Annotated in this window: 15 protein-coding genes; 8 read left to right on the top strand and 7 right to left on the bottom strand. The window is 71.5% G+C overall.

Annotation, left to right across the window (positions count from 1 at the left end):
- Positions 1-127 precede the first annotated feature (127 nt).
- Positions 128-961, bottom strand: coding sequence for an NmrA family transcriptional regulator (locus tag AB0F88_RS41350; protein WP_362697060.1), 834 nt, complete (start codon positions 959-961; stop codon positions 128-130).
- A gap of 81 nt (positions 962-1,042) precedes the next feature.
- Here AB0F88_RS41350 and AB0F88_RS41345 point away from each other — a divergent pair, with 81 nt between their 5' ends.
- A complete protein-coding gene (locus AB0F88_RS41345; protein WP_362697058.1) occupies positions 1,043-1,984 on the top strand; it encodes an AraC family transcriptional regulator in 942 nt (313 codons plus the stop codon).
- Positions 1,985-2,172: 188 nt separating this feature from the next.
- Positions 2,173-3,144 carry an alpha/beta hydrolase gene (locus AB0F88_RS41340; RefSeq protein ID WP_362697056.1) on the top strand — a complete coding sequence of 324 codons (972 nt, stop codon included), beginning with the start codon at positions 2,173-2,175 and terminating at the stop codon, positions 3,142-3,144.
- Between the two features lie 24 nt (positions 3,145-3,168).
- On the opposite strand, the gene AB0F88_RS41335 is transcribed toward AB0F88_RS41340, so the two are convergent.
- Positions 3,169-3,780, bottom strand: coding sequence for a TetR family transcriptional regulator (locus AB0F88_RS41335; protein WP_362697054.1), 612 nt, complete (start codon positions 3,778-3,780; stop codon positions 3,169-3,171).
- A gap of 104 nt (positions 3,781-3,884) precedes the next feature.
- On the opposite strand from AB0F88_RS41335, the gene AB0F88_RS41330 reads away from it, so the two are divergent.
- On the top strand, positions 3,885-4,316 hold the full coding sequence (locus tag AB0F88_RS41330; RefSeq protein WP_362697052.1) for a nuclear transport factor 2 family protein: 432 nt from the start codon (positions 3,885-3,887) through the stop codon (positions 4,314-4,316).
- Between the two features lie 204 nt (positions 4,317-4,520).
- On the opposite strand, the gene AB0F88_RS41325 is transcribed toward AB0F88_RS41330, so the two are convergent.
- The 3 genes from AB0F88_RS41325 to AB0F88_RS41315 form a co-directional block, all read right to left on the bottom strand.
- Complete coding sequence (locus tag AB0F88_RS41325) at positions 4,521-5,681, bottom strand: MFS transporter (RefSeq protein WP_362697050.1); 1,161 nt, start codon at positions 5,679-5,681, stop codon at positions 4,521-4,523.
- Positions 5,682-5,767: 86 nt separating this feature from the next.
- Positions 5,768-6,541 (bottom strand): SDR family oxidoreductase, encoded by a 774-nt coding sequence (locus tag AB0F88_RS41320; RefSeq protein WP_362697048.1) that lies wholly within the window; start codon positions 6,539-6,541, stop codon positions 5,768-5,770.
- Positions 6,542-6,555: 14 nt separating this feature from the next.
- The gene (locus AB0F88_RS41315; protein ID WP_362697046.1) at positions 6,556-7,032 is read right to left on the bottom strand and encodes a MarR family transcriptional regulator; all 477 of its coding nucleotides are present in this window, start codon (positions 7,030-7,032) and stop codon (positions 6,556-6,558) included.
- An 88-nt stretch (positions 7,033-7,120) separates the two neighbouring features.
- Here AB0F88_RS41315 and AB0F88_RS41310 point away from each other — a divergent pair, with 88 nt between their 5' ends.
- The 4 genes from AB0F88_RS41310 (at position 7,121) to AB0F88_RS41295 (ending at position 13,907) form a co-directional block, all read left to right on the top strand.
- Positions 7,121-10,432: an efflux RND transporter permease subunit gene (locus AB0F88_RS41310; protein ID WP_362697044.1), complete on the top strand. Its 3,312-nt coding sequence runs from the start codon at positions 7,121-7,123 to the stop codon at positions 10,430-10,432.
- 160 nt (positions 10,433-10,592) lie between these two features.
- Positions 10,593-12,023 (top strand): adenylosuccinate lyase, encoded by a 1,431-nt coding sequence (gene purB, locus AB0F88_RS41305; RefSeq protein ID WP_362697042.1) that lies wholly within the window; start codon positions 10,593-10,595, stop codon positions 12,021-12,023.
- A gap of 95 nt (positions 12,024-12,118) precedes the next feature.
- Entirely contained in the window at positions 12,119-12,808 is a 690-nt protein-coding gene (locus AB0F88_RS41300) for a GNAT family N-acetyltransferase (RefSeq protein ID WP_362697040.1), read from the top strand.
- Between the two features lie 79 nt (positions 12,809-12,887).
- Entirely contained in the window at positions 12,888-13,907 is a 1,020-nt protein-coding gene (locus AB0F88_RS41295) for a DUF4037 domain-containing protein (protein ID WP_362697038.1), read from the top strand.
- A 68-nt stretch (positions 13,908-13,975) separates the two neighbouring features.
- Here the strand turns inward: AB0F88_RS41295 and AB0F88_RS41290 are convergent, their stop codons facing one another.
- Entirely contained in the window at positions 13,976-14,281 is a 306-nt protein-coding gene (locus tag AB0F88_RS41290; protein ID WP_362697036.1) for a DUF3817 domain-containing protein, read from the bottom strand.
- Positions 14,282-14,712: 431 nt separating this feature from the next.
- Between AB0F88_RS41290 and AB0F88_RS41285 the strand changes: the two genes are divergently transcribed.
- On the top strand, positions 14,713-16,710 hold the full coding sequence (locus AB0F88_RS41285; RefSeq protein ID WP_362697034.1) for an ABC transporter ATP-binding protein: 1,998 nt from the start codon (positions 14,713-14,715) through the stop codon (positions 16,708-16,710).
- A 63-nt stretch (positions 16,711-16,773) separates the two neighbouring features.
- Here the strand turns inward: AB0F88_RS41285 and AB0F88_RS41280 are convergent, their stop codons facing one another.
- Positions 16,774-17,157 (bottom strand): hypothetical protein, encoded by a 384-nt coding sequence (locus tag AB0F88_RS41280; RefSeq protein WP_362697032.1) that lies wholly within the window; start codon positions 17,155-17,157, stop codon positions 16,774-16,776.
- Positions 17,158-17,167 lie beyond the last annotated feature (10 nt).

Genomic DNA, 17,167 nt, shown 5'->3' with positions numbered 1-17,167 from the left:
AAAAAGCAAGGGCCGCCGGAGTGCGGCTCGGTAGGCGATGGGCGCGCGCCGCCGTACGGTGCCGGAGCGGGTCAGGTATGGGCTCCCTCGCCTCACGCTCGGCCGGGCACCCCTTGGAGCCGCTCGGCTAGGCGGCTTTCCACACGCCGGTGGGGGCGATCTCGGCCACCCAGTCGGCGAAGTCGCGGGGCTTGCGGTTCAGGGCGCGTTCGACGCCGTCGGCCAGCGAGCTGTTGCGGCCGTCGAAGAACTCGGAGATGAGGGTGGCCAGCGGTTCGGCGAACTCGCGCGGGGCGCCGTCGTCGGCGATCGCGTCGGCGAACCGGTCCCGGGTGATCGGCTCGTAGCGGAGCTCGCGGCCCGTCGCCCGGGCGATCTCGCCGACGCCTTCGGCGAAGGTCCACAGGCGGGGGCCTGTCAGCTCGTAGCGCTCGCCCGCGTGGCCGTCCTCGGTGAGGGCCGCCACGGCGACGTCGGCGATGTCGTCGGCGTCGATGAAGGGGTCGGCGTTGTCGCCGGCGGGCAGGGACAGCACGCCGTGGCGCAGCGGTTGGAGGAACACGCCCTCGTCGAAGTTCTGGTTGAACGAGGCCGGGGCGAGGATGGTCCACTGGACGGGGAGGCTTGTCACGGCGTTCTCGCAGCGGACGGCCTCGGCCTGGTTGCGGGCGGACAGCAGGACCAGGCGCTCGACGCCGGCGTCGGCCGCTAGCCGGGCCATGGTGGCGATGGCGTCGCCGGCGCCGGGCCATTCGATCTCGGGGTGGTACATCAGGTAGGCCGAGGTGACGCCGGTGACGGCGCCGGCCCAGGTTGAGGGGTTCTCCCAGTCGAACGGGGGCTCGCCGGTGCGGGAGCCGATTCGTACGTCGAGGCCTCGTTCGATCAGTTTCCGGGTCACCCGGCGGCCGATCCGGCCGGTGCCGCCGAGGACCAGTGTCGTGTGCTTGTTTGTTGTCATGGTTACAGCCTGGAGCGGTGCTGTCTGGATGGTCCATGGCTGAGATGCCGGAATGCATGTCCGGTCGTCTACTGTTGGGGGGTGGACGCGCTCGCGGGGTTGCTTGAGGGGCCGCGGGCCAGTGGTGCTTTCCTTCTTCGCATCGTGCTGGATCCCCCATGGTCGATCCGGGTGCAGGACGGGTCGCCGTTGTGTGTGGCCGTCATGCTCAGGGGTGAGGCGTGTTTCGCGCCTGAGCACGGTGAGCCGGTGTGGTTGCGTCCGGGTGACGTCGCGGTCGTTCGCGGGCCGGATCCCTATGTGATGAGTGACGGCATGACAAGCCCGCCGCGGGTCATCGTGTATCCCGGTCAGCAGTGTGTCACGCCTGAGGGTGTGGAGTTGCGTGAGCGGATGGCGTTGGGGGTGCGTACGTGGGGCAGCGATCCCGACGGGTCGGTGCAGATGCTGCTGGGGGTGTACGAGGAGGTCGGTGCCGTCGGTCAGCGTCTGCTTGATGTGCTGCCGCCGTTGCTGGTCGTGTCCGAGGACATGTGGGATGCGGCGCTGGTGGCGGTGCTGGCCGGTGAGGTGTCCAAGCAGGGGCCGGCTCAGGGGGTCATGCTCGATCGCCTGCTCGATCTGTTGCTCATCTCGGTGTTGCGGGTGTGGTTGGACCGGCCTGAGAGTGAGGCTCCGGCCTGGTATCGGGCTTACACCCATCCGGTGGCGGGGGAGGTTTTGCGGTTGTTTCACGAGGACCCGGCGAGCGGTTGGACGTTGGCGCGGGTCGCGGCCGAGGTGGGTGTGTCGCGGGCGACGCTGGCGGAGTGTTTCCGTAGTGCTGTCGGTACGCCGCCGATGACTTATCTGACGGAGTGGCGTCTGGCGTTGGCCGCCGATCTGTTGCGTCAGTCTGATGCCACGTTGAACGTCGTCGCCCGGCAGGTCGGTTATGGCAGTGGGTTCGCTCTCAGTTCGGCGTTCAAGCGGGTGTACGGCATCAGCCCGCAGGAGTATCGCGGTGCCGGGCCGGCGTGGTGAGCCGGGTGTGGTCGGCGGGTTTGGCGGGTGCGGCGTCGGTTGTTCGGGCTGGGGTCTGTTCGGGCTGGTGGTGTTGTGGCGGGGGTTTCTGGCGGGGGACTGTTTGTCCGGGTCCGGGTCCGGGTCCGTGGCGCGTTCGCCGGTTGTAGCGTGGAGTTCCGGCGATCACCGCGATCCGGGGAGGCCTGGTGCGATACGACGACTGGGGGGAGCGTTCGCCGCGTTGGGCGGGCATCCGCAGTGAGATGGTCGATCTGCAGGGCACTGCGGTGCATCTTCTGCGTGCGCGGGGGGATGCGGGGATGCCCACGCAGTTGCTGGTTCATCCGATGGGTGCCACCGGGACGTTCTGGCTGGATGTCATCTCGTCGCTGGCTGCTCATGGGCCGGTCGTCGCGCCGGATCTGCCGGGTACGTTCACCGGTCACACGGGGACGCCGCATCGCCGGGCGGCCAGGGCGCATGTCAATGCGAGGTTTCTGCGGGCGTTGATGCGCAGGCTCGGGGTGGAGCGGGTGGTCGTTCACGGCTGGTCGATGGGTGGGTTGGTGGGTCTGTTGTTCGCGCGGGGTGCCGGTGAGGTGGAGGTGGAGGGGTTGGTGTTGACCAGTCCGACTCTGCCGGGTCCTTTGACGGTGGGCGAGGCGCTGGGCTGGCAGACGGTGGGGCGGTTCGCGCTGCTGGCCGGGGTGCCGGTCTTGCGTGGCACGTTGGGGTTGTGTGGAGGGCGGTTGCTGGAGGCGAAGTTGCGCAGGGGTGATCCTGTGGTCTCGCCGGGTGGTGGGTTGGATCTGGTGGGGGGTGATCTGCGGCGGGTCTCGCCGGAGTTGGTGGCGTTGCAGGCCGAGGAGCGTTGGGAGATGCGTGCCCGGCCGGACAGGTTGGGTGATGCGGTGGTGGCCTTCGCTTCGGTGGTGTCGGCGATGTATGTCGATCGGGGGCCTGTTCTGGGGGCGGTGGACGGGGTGGGGGTGGCGACGTTGTTGTTGTGGGGTGATCGGGATCCGTTGATCGGGCGGGCGGTGGTCGATTATCTGCTGGGGCGCAGGCCTGACTGGCAGTCGCGGGTGTTGGAGGGGGTGGGGCATCTGGCGCCGATGGAGGTTCCGGCGGCTTATGTGGAGGCGGTGGCGCGCTGGCGTGCGTCGCGGGTGCCGTGAGGGTGGGTCTTGTCGTCGGTAAGGTCATCGCTGGGCGCCGCCGTGATGTAGTCCGTTCATGAGGAGGGCGAGCAGGCGGTCGGCTTGGGCTGAGCTGTCCGGGGTGTCCTGGGCGGCCCAGGCGATGGCGCCGACCATCTTCAGCACATCCGCTTCGTCCGCATCGGCGACGACCACGCCTGATTGCCGTGCCCGCGCCAGCAGTGCGGCTCCCACCTCGAACAACTCCGTGTGCCAGGTTGATACCGGGCTGTTCCCGCGGTCGAGCGCCGAGTTCATCACCGTGGCCGCCAGACCTCGATAGGTCAAGGCGTGTGTGAGCGCGGCACGCAACCACGTGGACAACGCGTCGAACTCGTCCTTGGCCGTCAGCAGCTCGCGGCCGAGGCCGGTCAGCTCGGTTATCTGCTTGGCGAGCACCGCCTCTATGAGATTCAGTCGGGTGGGGAAATGCCGGTACAGCGTTCCGCTGGCCACTCCTGCCCGCCGGGCGATCTCGTCCAGGGAGGCGTCCACGCCGAACTCGGCGAACGCGATGCGGGCCTGTTCGACCAACTGCCCGTGGTTGCGCCGGGCGTCCGCACGCATCGGGCGCCCGGCGTGCGGCCGTGAATTTTGGCCCGCCAGCGCGATCACCACACCTTTTGTTAACCGGGGACACGGTCCGCTACCGTATCCATTTAACCGGACCATGCCTCACTTTACTGGCATGGCTCACCCGAGGCAGGGAGGAGTGCCCCATGGCGCTGTCGGAACGAGAGCGGGCAGCTGGCGCGCGCGAGGTCTTGGAGCGTTTCCGCCAAGCCGCTATCGGCCAGTCCGTCGATGACATGAGCCGTCTGTACGCAGTCGGTGCGGTCCACGAGTTCCCGTTCACCCTCCCAGGCCTGCCGTCCCGGCTTGAGGGCCGGGACGAAATCGTGAACTGGATAGCCGCGGGGTGGAAGGCCGACCTGCTGAGGTATGAGCGTTACCGGACTCTCGCCATCCACGAGACCGACGATCCAGAAACGATCATCGTCGAGCAGGAGGCTCTCGGGACCAGCGCGTCCACCGGCGAGTTCGCGCTTCCCAACATCGTTGTGCTCACGGTGCATAACGGGCAGATCACCCATCTGCGCGACTATGTCAACATCCCGGCAGCCGCAGCCGCCATAGGACGCGATATATGAACGCGCCACCACATCGCCATCGGCACCCATGAGAACGGCGAGCTCCTCATCCGGTTCGGGGACCTCGCCGGTACCCGTCCCCAAACCCCCTGTGCTGCTGTGACACGGAATTCGTATTACCTGTCACAACGGTGAACGGCGACAACCGCGGCCGGGCCGGCCCGCTGACGCCGTTTTCCGGTCGGTCGCAGCCCGGCCCCCGTGTCATGCCGGTTTTCTGGGGTGTAATGCTCCGGCGGAGGCGGCCATGAAGGTGGCGAGCAGGGCGGGGATGCCCAGGGCGGCGGGCAGGCCGATGAGTTCGGCGGCGCCGCCGATGATGGCGGGGCCGGCGACGAGGCCGGCGTAGCCGACGGTGGCGACCTGGGCGATGGCTTGTCCGGCGCGGGCGGGGTCGTGGTTGCCGGCGGCGGAGAAGACCTGGGGGACGATGGCGGCCAGGCCGAGGCCGAACAGGGTGAATCCGGCGATGGCGATGGGGATCTGTCCGACGAGCAGGGCGGTGGCGAGGCCGAGGGCGGCGAGGAGGCCGGAGTAGCGGACCAGGCGTACGGGGCCGAGGCGTTGGGCGAGGTGGTCGCCGGTGAAGCGGCCGATGGTCATGGCGATGGAGAAGGCGGCGAATCCGGCGGCGGCGACGGCCTGGGGGGCGCCGAGGTTTTGGAAGAGGTAGACGGCGGTCCAGTCGTTGGCGGCGCCTTCTCCGACGAGGCCGGCGAAGGCGACGATGCCCATGAGGATGATCCAGGCGGTCCAGGGGGCGCTCTGGCGGGGTGTGGTGGGGGTTGTTGGGGGTGGGGTGGTGGGGAGGAGGTGGCGGCGGGCGTACAGGGAGATGAGGGCCAGGGGGAGGCCGACGGTGGTGAGGGTGGCGGCGGCGCTGAGGTCGAGGGCGGCGAAGAGGCCGCCGATGCCTGCTCCGGTGAAGCAGCCGAGGCTGAACATGCCGTGGAAGGAGGACATGATGGGGCGGCGGTAGGCGCGTTCGACTTCGACGCCGTGGGCGTTCATGGAGACGTCGAGGAAGGCGTTGGTGAAGCCGAAGAGGAAGAGGGTGGCGATGAGGGCGGGCAGGGTGGTGGCGTAGCCGGGGGGGATGACGGTGAGTGCGGTGGCGATGGCGGCGGGGGTGATGAGGCGGGCGCTGCCGAGGCGGTCGGTGAGGTGTCCGGCGAAGCGCATGCCGGTGACGAGTCCGATGGCGACGGCGAGGAGGCCGTAGCTGAGCTGGCCGTCGCTGAGGTTGAGGGTGTGTTTGACGGCGGGGATGCGGGCAGCCCAGGCTCCGGAGGTGATGCCGAGGAGGATGAAGAAGTAGCAGACGGCTTTGCGGGCGTGGGCGGGGGGCCGCTGGGTGGTGGTCATGAGGTCCCCGGGTGTGTTGGATCGGGGGCGTATTCAATCATGGCGGGTTTTGGTGGTGGCGGGGGTGCTGGGGGGTGGCGGGGGTGTCAGTGGACGGAGAAGCCGCCGTCGACGCAGATGGCCTGTCCGGTGATGTAGGCGCTGGCGTCGCTCGCGAGCAGGACGGCGATGCCGGCGAAGTCGGCGGGCAGGCCGTTGCGGCCGGTCATGGTGCGGGCGGCGAGTGCTTCGACGCGGCCGGGGATGGCTTGGGCGGGTTCGGTGAGGGGGGTGAGGACGAAGCCGGGGATGATGGTGTTGGCGCAGACGCCGTGGGGGGACCAGGCTTCGGCCTGGGAGCGGGTGAGGCCGGTGATGGCGGCTTTGGAGATGCCGTAGGCGCCGCTGTCGCCGAAGGCCCTGTGGGATTGCTGGGAGCCGATGTTGATGATGCGGCCCCAGCCGCGCCGGGCCATGCGGGGGCCGAAGTGCTGGCCGAGGAGGTAGGGGGCGGTGATGTTGACGGCCATCGTCTGCTGGTAGTCGTCGGTGGTGAGGTCTGCCATGGGGGCGCGGATGTTGTTGGCGGCGTTGTTGACGAGGATGTCGATGTCGCCGAAGTGGGTGGGGGCCTGGTGGCACAGGCGGGTGAGGTCGTCGGGGTCGGCGAGGTCGGCGGTGATGGCGGCGGCGGTGATGTCGTGCTCGTGGAGTTCGGTGAGGGTGCGGGTGAGTTCGGTGGTGCGGCGGGCGGCGATGACGACGGCCGCGCCGGCGTGGCCGAGGGCGTGGGCGATGGCGTGTCCGATGCCGGAGCTGCCGCCGGTGACGAGGGCGGTGCGGCCGGCGAGGGAGAAGAGGGTGTGGGTGGGCGCTGTCACAACGACAGAACCTATCATCCGACCTTTTTGTGGGGGTGATCGTGGAGGGTCAGGGCGGCCTGCTGGATCTTGTCCATGACGGCGGACAGGTCGTGCAGGGTGGGGGTGTCGAGGTGTTGCAGGAGGCGGCGGAACTCGGCGAGTCCGGCGTCGGCGATCTGTTCGACGAGGGCGCGTCCGGCGGGGGTGAGCCGGGCGCGGCGGATGCGGCGGTCGTGGGGGTCCTCGCGGCGGGCGACGAGGCCGTGGGCGACGAGGCGGTCGACGATGCCGGTGACGGTGCCGAGGCCGACGTCGAGGTGGGTGGCGAGGTCCTGGCCGGAGGCGGAGTCCTGACCGGAGAGGATCATGACGACTTTGAGCTGGCGCATGGTCAGGTTGGAGTCGAAGAGGGGGGATGGGGCGCGGTGCTGGGCCAGGAGCCGGCCCAGGTCGCGTTGCATGGCGCCGATCTGGTCGATCAGCTGTTCGCGGTCGTCGTTCACGCTCACCTCTCGCTTCCTGAGAAGGTTATCAGGATTGGTAAGCATCGTTAAATATTCGTATGAGGCGAAGTGTTAGTCTAGGGCGAATCTTGTTGTGACATCCCTCCTTGAGGAGCCCGCCCCCATGACCTCCCTGGCCAGGTTGAGCCTCGCCAACCGCAGCCTCGTCATAATGATCGCGCTGGTGTTGAGCGCGTTCGGCCTGTTCGCGATCCCCTCGCTGAAACAGCAGCTGCTGCCCTCGCTGTCGTTCCCGGGAGCGTTCGTGGCGGCCTCCTACCCGGGCGCCTCTCCCGAGATCGTCGAGGAGCAGGTGACCGAGCCGATCGAGAACAGCTTCCAGGGGCTGGAGGGGGTCTCGGAGGTGACCTCGACCTCCCGGGAGGGGATGGCGCAGGTCCAGGTGGCGTTCGAGTACGGCACCGACATCGACGCGGCGGTCGCGGACATGCAGCAGGCGATCTCGCGGATCGAGGCGCAGCTGCCCGAGGGGGTCGATCCGCAGGTTCTCTCAGGCGGGACCGACGACATCCCGGTGATGCAGCTGGCGGTGGGCGACGGCGGTGACCAGCGGGACATGGCCGAGAAGCTGGAGCGGCTGGTGGTGCCGGAGCTGCAGGCCATCGAGGGGGTGCGCTCGGCGACGGTGACGGGGGCCCGCGACGAGGTGGTGACGATCACTCCGGACGCCCGCAAGCTGGCGTTGCTGGGGTTGTCGCCGGCGTCGGTGGCCGAGGTGCTGCGGGCCAACGGGCAGCCGGTTCCGGCGGGCAGCGTGACCCAGGACAAGCTGTCGCTGACGGTTCAGGTGGGGGCGCGGGTCTCGACGCTGGAGGAGCTGAAGGACCTGTACCTGACGCCCGCCGCGCCGGCGGCGCAGCAGGCGCCGGCGCAGGCCCGGCAGGCGCCGGGCGGCGGATCGGCCCAGCAGATCCAGCAGGCCCAGCAGGCCCAGCAGGCACAGCGGGCCCAGGCGCAGGCGCAGGCGCAGCGCCCCCCGGCGGCCCCCAAGCCGGTGCGGCTGGGGGACGTGGCCACGGTGGAGCGGACGCTGGCCGAGGGGACGTCGCTGACGCGGACCAACGGGCAGCCGAGCCTGGGGCTGTCGGTGACGATGACGCCCGACGGCAACGCGGTGGCGATCTCGCACCAGGTGCGTGAAAAGCGCGCGGAGCTGGTACGGGCGATCGGGGACTCCTCGGAGATAACGGTGATCTTCGATCAGGCGCCGTACGTGGAGCGGTCGATCGAGGACCTGACGACCGAGGGATTGCTGGGCCTGGCGTTCGCGGTGCTGGTCATCCTGGTCTTCCTGCTGTCGGTGCGCTCGACGCTGGTGACGGCGGCGTCGATCCCGCTGTCGGTGGTCATCGCGCTGATCGCGTTGTGGGTGGGCGACTACTCGCTGAACCTGCTGACGCTGGGCGCGCTGACGATCGCGGTGGGCCGGGTGGTCGACGACTCGATCGTGGTCCTGGAGAACATCAAGCGGCACCTGGGATACGGGGAGGCCAAGCGCAAGGCGGTGCTGGCCGGGGTGCGCGAGGTCAGCGGCGCGGTGACGGCCTCGACGTTGACGACGGTGGCGGTGTTCCTGCCGATCGCGGTGGTGGGCGGCATGGTGGGGCAGCTGTTCGCGCCGTTCGCGATCACGGTGACGGTGGCGCTGCTGGCGTCGCTGCTGGTGTCGCTGACGGTGGTGCCGGTGCTGGCGTACTGGTTCCTCAAGGCGCCGGTGCTCTCGCCGGAGCAGGCGCGGGCGGTGCGCCAGGAGGCCGAGGCCAAGGAGCTGCGCAGCCCGCTGCAGCGGGCCTACCTGCCGGTGCTGCGGTTCGCCACCCGGCGGCGCCTGGTGACGCTCCTGGCCGGCGTGCTGGTGTTCGCCGCGACGATGGGCCTGGCCGGGCGGCTGGAGACCAACTTCATCGACTCCTCCGGCCAGGACACCGTGTCGATCAGCCAGCGGATGCCGGCCGGCACCGACCTGGCGACGACGGACGCGGCGGCCAAGGAGGTCGAGGAGGTCCTGGCATCGCTGAAGGGCGTGCGCGACTACCAGGTGAACGTGGGCGGCGGCGGCGGATTCCTGGGAACGGGCGGCGGCGGCGGTGACCGGGCGTCGTACTCGGTGACGGTCGCCGAGGAGACCGACAGCGCGGCGCTGGAGGAGGAGCTGCGCGGGCGGCTGAAGGAGCTGCCCGAGAGCGAGATCGGCGAGGTCACCGTGGGCGGCGGCCAGGGCGGCCCCGGCGGCGGGGCGACCGACCAGCTGCAGGTGATCGTGCAGGCGCCGGATGTGGCGACGCTGCGGACGGCGGCCGAGACGGTCCGCACCGCGATGGCCGACCTGGGCGGGCTGCGGGATGTGACCTCCAACCTGGCGGCCGGCGCCGAGCGGGTCGAGGTGCGGGTCGACCGGGAGAAGGCCGCGGCCAGGGGGCTGACGGAGACGCAGATCGGGCAGCTGGTGGCCCAGCAGTTCCGCGGGGCGCCGCTGGGTGAGCTGACGCTGGACGGCCGCTCGGGCGCGGTGGTGCTGCGGACGGCGGACGCGCCCGAGGACGTCAAGGCGGTGGGCGCGCTGAAGCTGCCGACGGCCACGGGCGTGGTGAAGCTGTCGCAGGTGGCCAAGGTGTCCACGGTGGCCGGCCCCACGCAGGTGACGCGGATCGACGGTGAGCGCAGCGCCACGGTGTCGGGCACGGCGACCGGCAGCGACCTGGGCGCGGTGACGACACGGCTGACGTCGAAGCTGGAGGCATTGGCGTTGCCCGCGGGGGCGAGCTTCACCATGGGCGGGGTGAGCGCGGACCAGGCCGAGGCGTTCGGGCAGCTGGGACTGGCGATGCTGGCGGCGATCGCGATCGTCTTCATGATCATGGTGGCGGCGTTCCGCAGCTTTGTGCAGCCGCTGATCCTGCTGGTGTCGGTGCCGTTCGCGGCGACCGGCGCGATCGGGCTGCTGCTGGCGACGGGCACGCCGATGGGGGTTCCGGCCCTGATCGGCATGCTGATGCTGATCGGCATCGTGGTGACCAACGCGATCGTGCTGATCGACCTGATCAACCAGTACCGCGAGCAGGGCATGGGCATCGTGGAGGCGGTGATCGAGGGAGGCCGGCGCAGGCTGCGGCCGATCCTGATGACCGCGGTGGCGACGATCTTCGCGCTGGTCCCGATGGCCCTGGGGCTGACCGGTTCCGGCGGGTTCATCTCCCAGCCGCTGGCGATCGTGGTGATCGGCGGGCTGCTGTCGTCGACGCTGCTGACGCTGGTGCTGGTGCCGACCCTGTACGTGATGGTGGAGCGGCTCAAGGAGCGGCTGCGGCGCACACCCAAGGACGGCGGCGAGCGGCCGCAGCTGAAGGTCTACGACAAGGACGAGCTGGCGCCGACGACCCGGTAGGTCCCTGCGGTGAGGCAGGAAGGAGAGCCGCTCGCCCGCGTGGCGAGCGGCTCTCCCGCTTCGCGGAGGCAAGTACCCCTGTTCAGGACGGGTCAGGCCGGGTCAGGAGGGGCCGGGGCGGGGCGGGGCGGGCGGGGACGGCGGAATATACTGACCCAACGTGACTGCCAAGCCGCGTATCCCCAATGTCCTTGCCGCCCGCTACGCCTCCGCGCAGCTGGCCCGCCTGTGGTCTTCCGAGTACAAGGTGGTGGCCGAGCGACGCCTGTGGCTGGCCGTGCTGGCCGCCCAGGCGCGGCTGGGAGTGGCGGTGCCGCCTGAGGCGCCGGCGGACTACGAGAAGGTGGTCGACCACGTCGACCTGGAGTCGATCGCCGCCCGCGAGCGCGTCACCCGCCACGACGTCAAGGCCCGCATCGAGGAGTTCAACGCGCTGGCCGGCCACGAGCAGGTCCACAAGGGCATGACCTCGCGGGACCTGACCGAGAACGTCGAACAGCTGCAGATCCGCGACAGCCTGGTGGTGGTCCGCGACCGGTGCGTGGCGCTGCTGGCCGCGCTGGCACGCCTGGCGGCCGAGCACTCGCAGCTGGTGATGGCCGGGCGCTCGCACAACGTGGCCGCCCAGTCCACGACGCTGGGCAAGCGGTTCGCCTCGGCGGCCGACGAGCTGCTGGTGGCGTTCACCCGGCTGGAGGAGCTCATCGCCCGCTACCCGCTGCGCGGGATCAAGGGGCCGGTCGGCACCGCCCAGGACATGCTGGACCTGCTGGGCGGCGACGCGGCCAAGCTGGCGGCGCTGGAGGACGAGGTCGCCGCCCACCTGGGATTCGCCCACCGGCTGACCAGCGTGGGGCAGGTGTACCCGCGTTCACTGGACTACGAGGTGGTCACCGCGCTGGTGCAGCTGGCCGCGGCCCCCTCCTCGCTGGCCAAGACGATCCGGCTGATGGCCGGGCACGAGCTGGTCACCGAGGGCTTCGCCGAGGGACAGGTCGGCTCCTCGGCGATGCCGCACAAGATGAACACCCGCTCCTGCGAACGGGTCAACGGCCTGGCGGTCATCCTGCGCGGGTACGCCTCGATGACCGGGGAGCTGGCCGGCGACCAGTGGAACGAGGGCGACGTGTCGTGCTCGGTGGTGCGCAGGGTGGCGCTGCCGGACGCGTTCTTCGCCTTCGACGGGCTGGTGGAGACCATGCTGACGGTGCTGGAGGAGTTCGGCGCCTTCCCCGCGGTGATCGCCGCCGAGCTGGACCGCTACCTGCCGTTCCTGGCCACGACGAAGATGCTGATGGCCGCGGTGCGGGCCGGGGTGGGCCGCGAGAGCGCCCATGAGCTGATCAAGGAGCACGCGGTGGCCTCGGCCCTGGCGATGCGCGAGGGGGCGGGCGGCAACGAGCTGATCGCCCGCCTGGGAGCCGACGAGCGGTTCCCGCTGGGCGAGGCGGAGCTGCGCGACCTGCTGGGCGAGCCGATCTCCTTCACCGGCGCGGCCTCGGCCCAGGTGGAGGCGGTCGTGGCGCGCGTGGCCCAGGTCGTGGACCGCCACCCCCAGGCGGCCGCCTACCGGCCCGGAGCGATCCTCTGAACGGCACGCCGACAACGCCGACAACGCTGACGAAGGCGGCCGAGGTCGCCGACGCCTGCCTGGGCGACGCGCTCGTGTTGTGGGGGGCCCAGACGATGGGCCCGAAGGTGCGGGCGTGGGCGCTGGGGGAGGCCGTGGCGGTGGCCTGCCCCGACCTCAACCGCCGCGACCGCCTCACGGTGTGCGGCCCGACGGGAGCGGTCAGCACCCTGGTGCGATGGGCGCTGGCGCAGGCCGGCCCGTCCTACCGGATGGTGGGGGAGCGGGCACTGGTCGAGGAGGTGGTCGCCCGGGACGCGGGGCTGCGGGTACTGGGCACCTTCGAGTGGATGGACACCCCGCCCGGCGCCCCGGGCGCCGCGCTCACCCGCCCGGCGGGCGAGGAGGCCGGCCCGGGACGGGTGGGGTGGCTGCGCGACGACCAGGAGGGGGAGGTGAGCGCCCTGCTGGCGCGGGCGGCCCCCTCGGCGTGGGCGGTACCCGGCGTGACGGGGGTGCGGCGCTGGGCCGGAGTGCGCGACGACGACGGGCACCTGGTGGCCGTGGCCGCCGACGCCTGGTCCTGCCCGCCGGTGGGATTCCTCGCCGGGGTCGCCACCGCGCCGGCCGTGCGCGGCCGCGGGTACGGCGAGCGGGTGTGCCGGTTCGCCCTGGGCGAGCTGGCGGCCGCGCACGAGCGGGTCGCGCTGATGGTCGACACCGACAACCACGCCGCCATCGCCCTGTACGAGCGGCTGGGACTGCGCGGGCGGCCACTGGCCGCCGCGGCGCTGGACGCCACCTGACCCCCGCCCCGGCGCCGGGGCGGGGACGAGGGAAAACCTGGTGCGGGGCGCGGCCCCGGCAGGCAGAGTGGACGAAATGATGTCCAGTTTCATACCTGGCCTGGAGCTTTCGCGTGCTTTCTACGCCCAGGTCGTGCGGCCGATCGTGGCCGACGTGCCGCACAGTGCCGCGCTGATCGGCGCCGGGTCGGAGGTATTGGCCTTCGACACCGAACGCTCCACCGACCATGACTGGGGACCCAGGGTGGTGGTGTTCGTCGCGGCGCACCGGGCCGAAGCGGTCCGGCGCGCCGTCGGCGAACACCTGCCCGAGGACTTTCGCGGATACCGCACCACCGTGACCGGTGAGTGCCACGGGGTGCAGGTGAGCGACCCGGCCACCTGGTTCACCGAACGGCTCGGCTTCGACCCGCTGGGCGGGGTGAGCGTGCTGGACTGGCTGTCGACCCCCTGGCAGCGCCTGGCCGAGGTCACCAGCGGGGAGGTCTTCCACGACGGCCTGCAGGTCATCGAGCCGGCCCGCGCCGCGCTGCGCTGGTATCCGCCCGACCTGGAACGCTACGTGCTGGCCGGGCAGTGGCGCCGCCTGGCCCAGCAGGAGGCCTTCCCCGGGCGGTGCGGAGAGGTCGGCGACGACCTGGGCTCGGCACTGGTCACCGCCGAGCTGGCCCGCGACCTGATGCGGCTGGTGGTGCTGACGCGCCGCCGCTACCCGCCGTACGCCAAATGGCTGGGCAGCGCCTTCGCCCGCCTGCCGGGCACCGCGGAACTGGGGGACGCGCTGTCGGCGGCGGTGGCGGCCACCGGGTGGCGCCGGCGCGAGGAGCACCTGGGGGTGGTGTACCGGCGGGTGGCGGCCCTGCACAACCGGATGGGGGTGGCGCCGGCGCTGGAGGGGAGCCTGCGGCCCTACCACCGCCGGCCCTTCCAGGTGATCGACGCCGGCCGGTTCGCCGGCGCCCTGCACGGCGCCATCACCGACCCCCGGGTGCGGGCACTGCCACCGGTGGGCTCGATCGACCAGTTCGGCGACTGCGTCGACCTGCTGACCGACCCGCGGCGCTGCCGGGCGGCCACCCGCGCCGTCCTGGAGCTGTGAAACCGCGAAACCGCGAAGCGGGGGGCGGGGGAGCCGGGGTGCGGTGGGACGGGGCGGTGGAGCCGGGGTCAGGCGGTGACCGGTTCCCGGTGGCGGGCGAGCATGCGCCGCTCGAACCACAAGGTCGCCAGCGGCGGCACCGAGCACACCAGGCCGACGACGATCGTGCCCAGGCTCCAGCGGGCCTGGCGGGCCGCGTACAGCACCGCGGCCAGGTAGAGCACGAACAGGGCGCCGTGCACCGGGCCGAAGATCTTCACGCCGAGGTCCCCGGTGGCGGCGACGTACTTGAAGTACATGCCGATGAGCAGTCCCGCCCACGAGCACGCTTCGGCGATCGCCACGTAACGGAACAGGCGGAGTGCGGTCGGCACGGCGGATACACCTCTCCAAAAGGGGAAACCGTCCGGAAAACGGGGCGTCCGGACCGGAGGGGAACGGCCTCCAGCCTAGGGGGACGGGGCGCCGCCCACCCCGCCGGGCCCCACCCGCGCCGCCGGAGCCGGCCGCGCGAGACGGGCGGCCTACTCCGGCGGCGCGGGCACGCGCGACACGCGGCGGAGGGCACCGTCCCGGCGGGGCGGGCAGGACCCGGCGGCGGTGGTGCTGTGGAACGGCGGAGCCGGCGCCGTTGACCTGAAGTTAACTTCAGGTTCTAGGGTCGTGGTGTGGCACCGCCCACGCGCCCTCGCCGGACGCGGCCCGGTGGTGCGCAGGAGGCGGGCCGCAGCCGGCCGCCGGCGATCCCCCGTACGACGAGCGCCTACAACGAGCGCAGGAAACACAGGAAACATGGTGACGTGTGATGAGCATGGAAATGGCGGCCTGGCACTCGCTGTACAGCACGATGCACGCCCGAGACGACCGGCGGCCCTTCTCGGCGGCCACGCTGCGGCGCATCGCCGCCTTCGCCCGCCCGCACCGCACCCTGCTGGCGTGGTTCCTGCTGTTGAGCGTGGTGTCGGCGGTGCTGGCGGTGGCCACCCCGGTGCTGGCCGGGCAGGTGGTCGACGCCATCGTCGGCGGCGCCGCGGCGGGCGTCGTGGTCAGGCTGGCCGTCCTGATCGCGGTGATCGCGCTGGCCGAGGCGGGACTGGGCCTGGTGACCCGGTGGATGTCGGCGAGCATCGGTGAAGGGCTGATCCTGCGGTTGCGCGGCGCCGTCTTCGACCACGTGCAGCGCATGCCCATCGCCTTCTTCACCCGCACCCGTACCGGCGCCCTGGTCAGCCGGTTGAACAACGACGTCATCGGCGCCCAGCGGGCCTTCAGCGACACCCTTTCAGGGGTGGCGGGCAACCTGGTGACGCTCACCTTGACCCTGGTGGTGATGATCGGCATCTCCTGGCAGCTGACCGCGCTGGCACTGGTCCTGCTGCCGCTGTTCGTGCTGCCCGCCCGGCGCGTGGGCACCCGGCTGGCCCGGATGGAACGCGAGGCCGCCGACCACAACGCGGCGATGAGCAACCAGATGACCGAACGCTTCTCCGCGCCCGGCGCCACCCTCGTCAAGCTGTTCGGCCGCCCGGCCCAGGAGTCGGCCGAGTTCCTGGCGCGGGCCCGGCGGGTGCGTGACATCGGGGTCCGCACCGCGATGGTGCAGTCGGTGTTCGTCACCGCCCTCACCCTGGTCTCGGCGCTGGCCCTGGCCCTGGTGTACGGGGTCGGCGGCTTCTACGCACTGAGCGGCCGCCTGGAGCCGGGCGCGCTGGTGGCGCTGGCGTTGCTGCTGACCCGCCTGTACGCGCCGCTGACCGCGCTGGCCGGGGCGCGGGTGGAGGTGATGAGCGCCCTGGTCAGCTTCGAGCGGGTCTTCGAGATCCTCGACCTGCGACCGCTGATCACCGACAGGGCCGACGCCCGCGCGGTGCCCGAGGGGCCGGTGACGGTGGAGTTCGACCACGTCGGCTTCGCCTACCCCTCGGCCGAGAAGGTGTCGCTGGCCTCCCTGGAGGAGGTCGCCACGCTGGACGCGCGCGGCGGCGCGACGGTGCTGCACGAGGTGTCCTTCCGCGCCGAGGCCGGGCAGATGATCGCCCTGGTGGGCTCCTCGGGGGCGGGCAAGTCCACGATCGCGCAACTGCTGGCCCGCCTGTACGACGTCGACGACGGCGCGGTGCGATTGTCGGGGGTGGACGTGCGCGAGCTGTCGGCGGCCTCGATCCGCCAGACGCTGGGCGTGGTGACCCAGGACGGGCACCTGTTTCACGACTCGATCCGCGCCAACCTGCTGCTGGCCCGCCCCGAGGCCGAAACCGAGGAGCTGTGGCAGGTGCTGCGGCGAGCGCGGCTGGCCGATCTGGTCGAGGCACTGCCCGACGGGCTGGACACCGTGGTCGGCGAGCGCGGCTACCGGCTCTCGGGCGGGGAACGCCAGCGGCTGACCATCGCCCGCCTGCTGCTGGCCCGCCCCCGGGTGGTGGTGCTGGACGAGGCCACCGCGCACCTGGACTCCACCTCCGAGGCCGCGGTCCAAGAAGCCCTGGCCGAGGCGTTGGCCGGGCGCACGGCGCTGGTCATCGCCCACCGGCTCTCGACGGTCCGCGCCGCAGACCTGATCTTGGTGGTGGAGGGCGGGCGGATCGCCGAGCGGGGCACGCACGCCACGCTGCTGGCCGCCGGAGGCCGCTACGCGCAGCTGTACCGCACCCAGTTCGGCCGCCAGGCCACCACCCCGGCCGGCCACCTGGACACCGGCCACCTGGGCGCGGCCCGGCCCGGCGGCGGTGAGCTCGATGGTGAGCTCGATGGTGAGCTCGGCGGGGGGCGGGAGGTCGCCGGCGGCGCCGTGGCCGCCCGCTGATCCGCTGAACACCCCTCGGCCGCCCGGCCCCCTCTCCCCGTACCGGGGGAGGGGGAGGGGCGGTCAGGCCGGCCGCTCGGCGCGGTCGGCGTTGGCGTGGATGGCGTCGCGGATGTAGACGGTCAGGCCGGCGGCCGAGGCATCCTCGGTGAATCGCGCCCAGTCGGCGCCGGTCATCGCGGCCGCCCTGTCGCGGGACTGCCGCCGGGCCTCGCCGTGGCCCCAGCGCCGGCGCGCCTCCTCGTCGTGGTCCTCGGGAACGAAGTCGCCGAAGATCTCGAAACGCTCCTGGGGGGTCAGGGGAATGCTCAGGACGTTCGCCTCCATCGCGTGCTCGACCGCCCCCGCCATCGCCCGCAGCCGGTCGATGCGCCGGGTGACTCGTGCTGGCGCCGCAGGTGCGCCAGATCGCCTCTCCTGGTTCACCGTGCCAGCCTGCACCCTCACGTTACGGCAG

The organism is Streptosporangium sp. NPDC023963, assembly GCF_040639135.1.
Taxonomy (GTDB): domain Bacteria; phylum Actinomycetota; class Actinomycetes; order Streptosporangiales; family Streptosporangiaceae; genus Streptosporangium.
Note: the sequence above shows the minus strand (reverse complement) of the source record. Positions and strands in the feature narration are given on the sequence as shown.

Coding starts and splice junctions, on each gene's coding strand:
- AB0F88_RS41330 (WP_362697052.1), top strand. CDS start 3,885: ATGGCGCTGTCGGAACGAGAGCGGGCAGCTGGCGCGCGCGAGGTCTTG.
- AB0F88_RS41325 (WP_362697050.1), bottom strand. CDS start 5,681: ATGACCACCACCCAGCGGCCCCCCGCCCACGCCCGCAAAGCCGTCTGC.
- AB0F88_RS41295 (WP_362697038.1), top strand. CDS start 12,888: ATGTCCAGTTTCATACCTGGCCTGGAGCTTTCGCGTGCTTTCTACGCC.
- AB0F88_RS41350 (WP_362697060.1), bottom strand. CDS start 961: ATGACAACAAACAAGCACACGACACTGGTCCTCGGCGGCACCGGCCGG.
- AB0F88_RS41285 (WP_362697034.1), top strand. CDS start 14,713: ATGAGCATGGAAATGGCGGCCTGGCACTCGCTGTACAGCACGATGCAC.
- AB0F88_RS41300 (WP_362697040.1), top strand. CDS start 12,119: ATGGGCCCGAAGGTGCGGGCGTGGGCGCTGGGGGAGGCCGTGGCGGTG.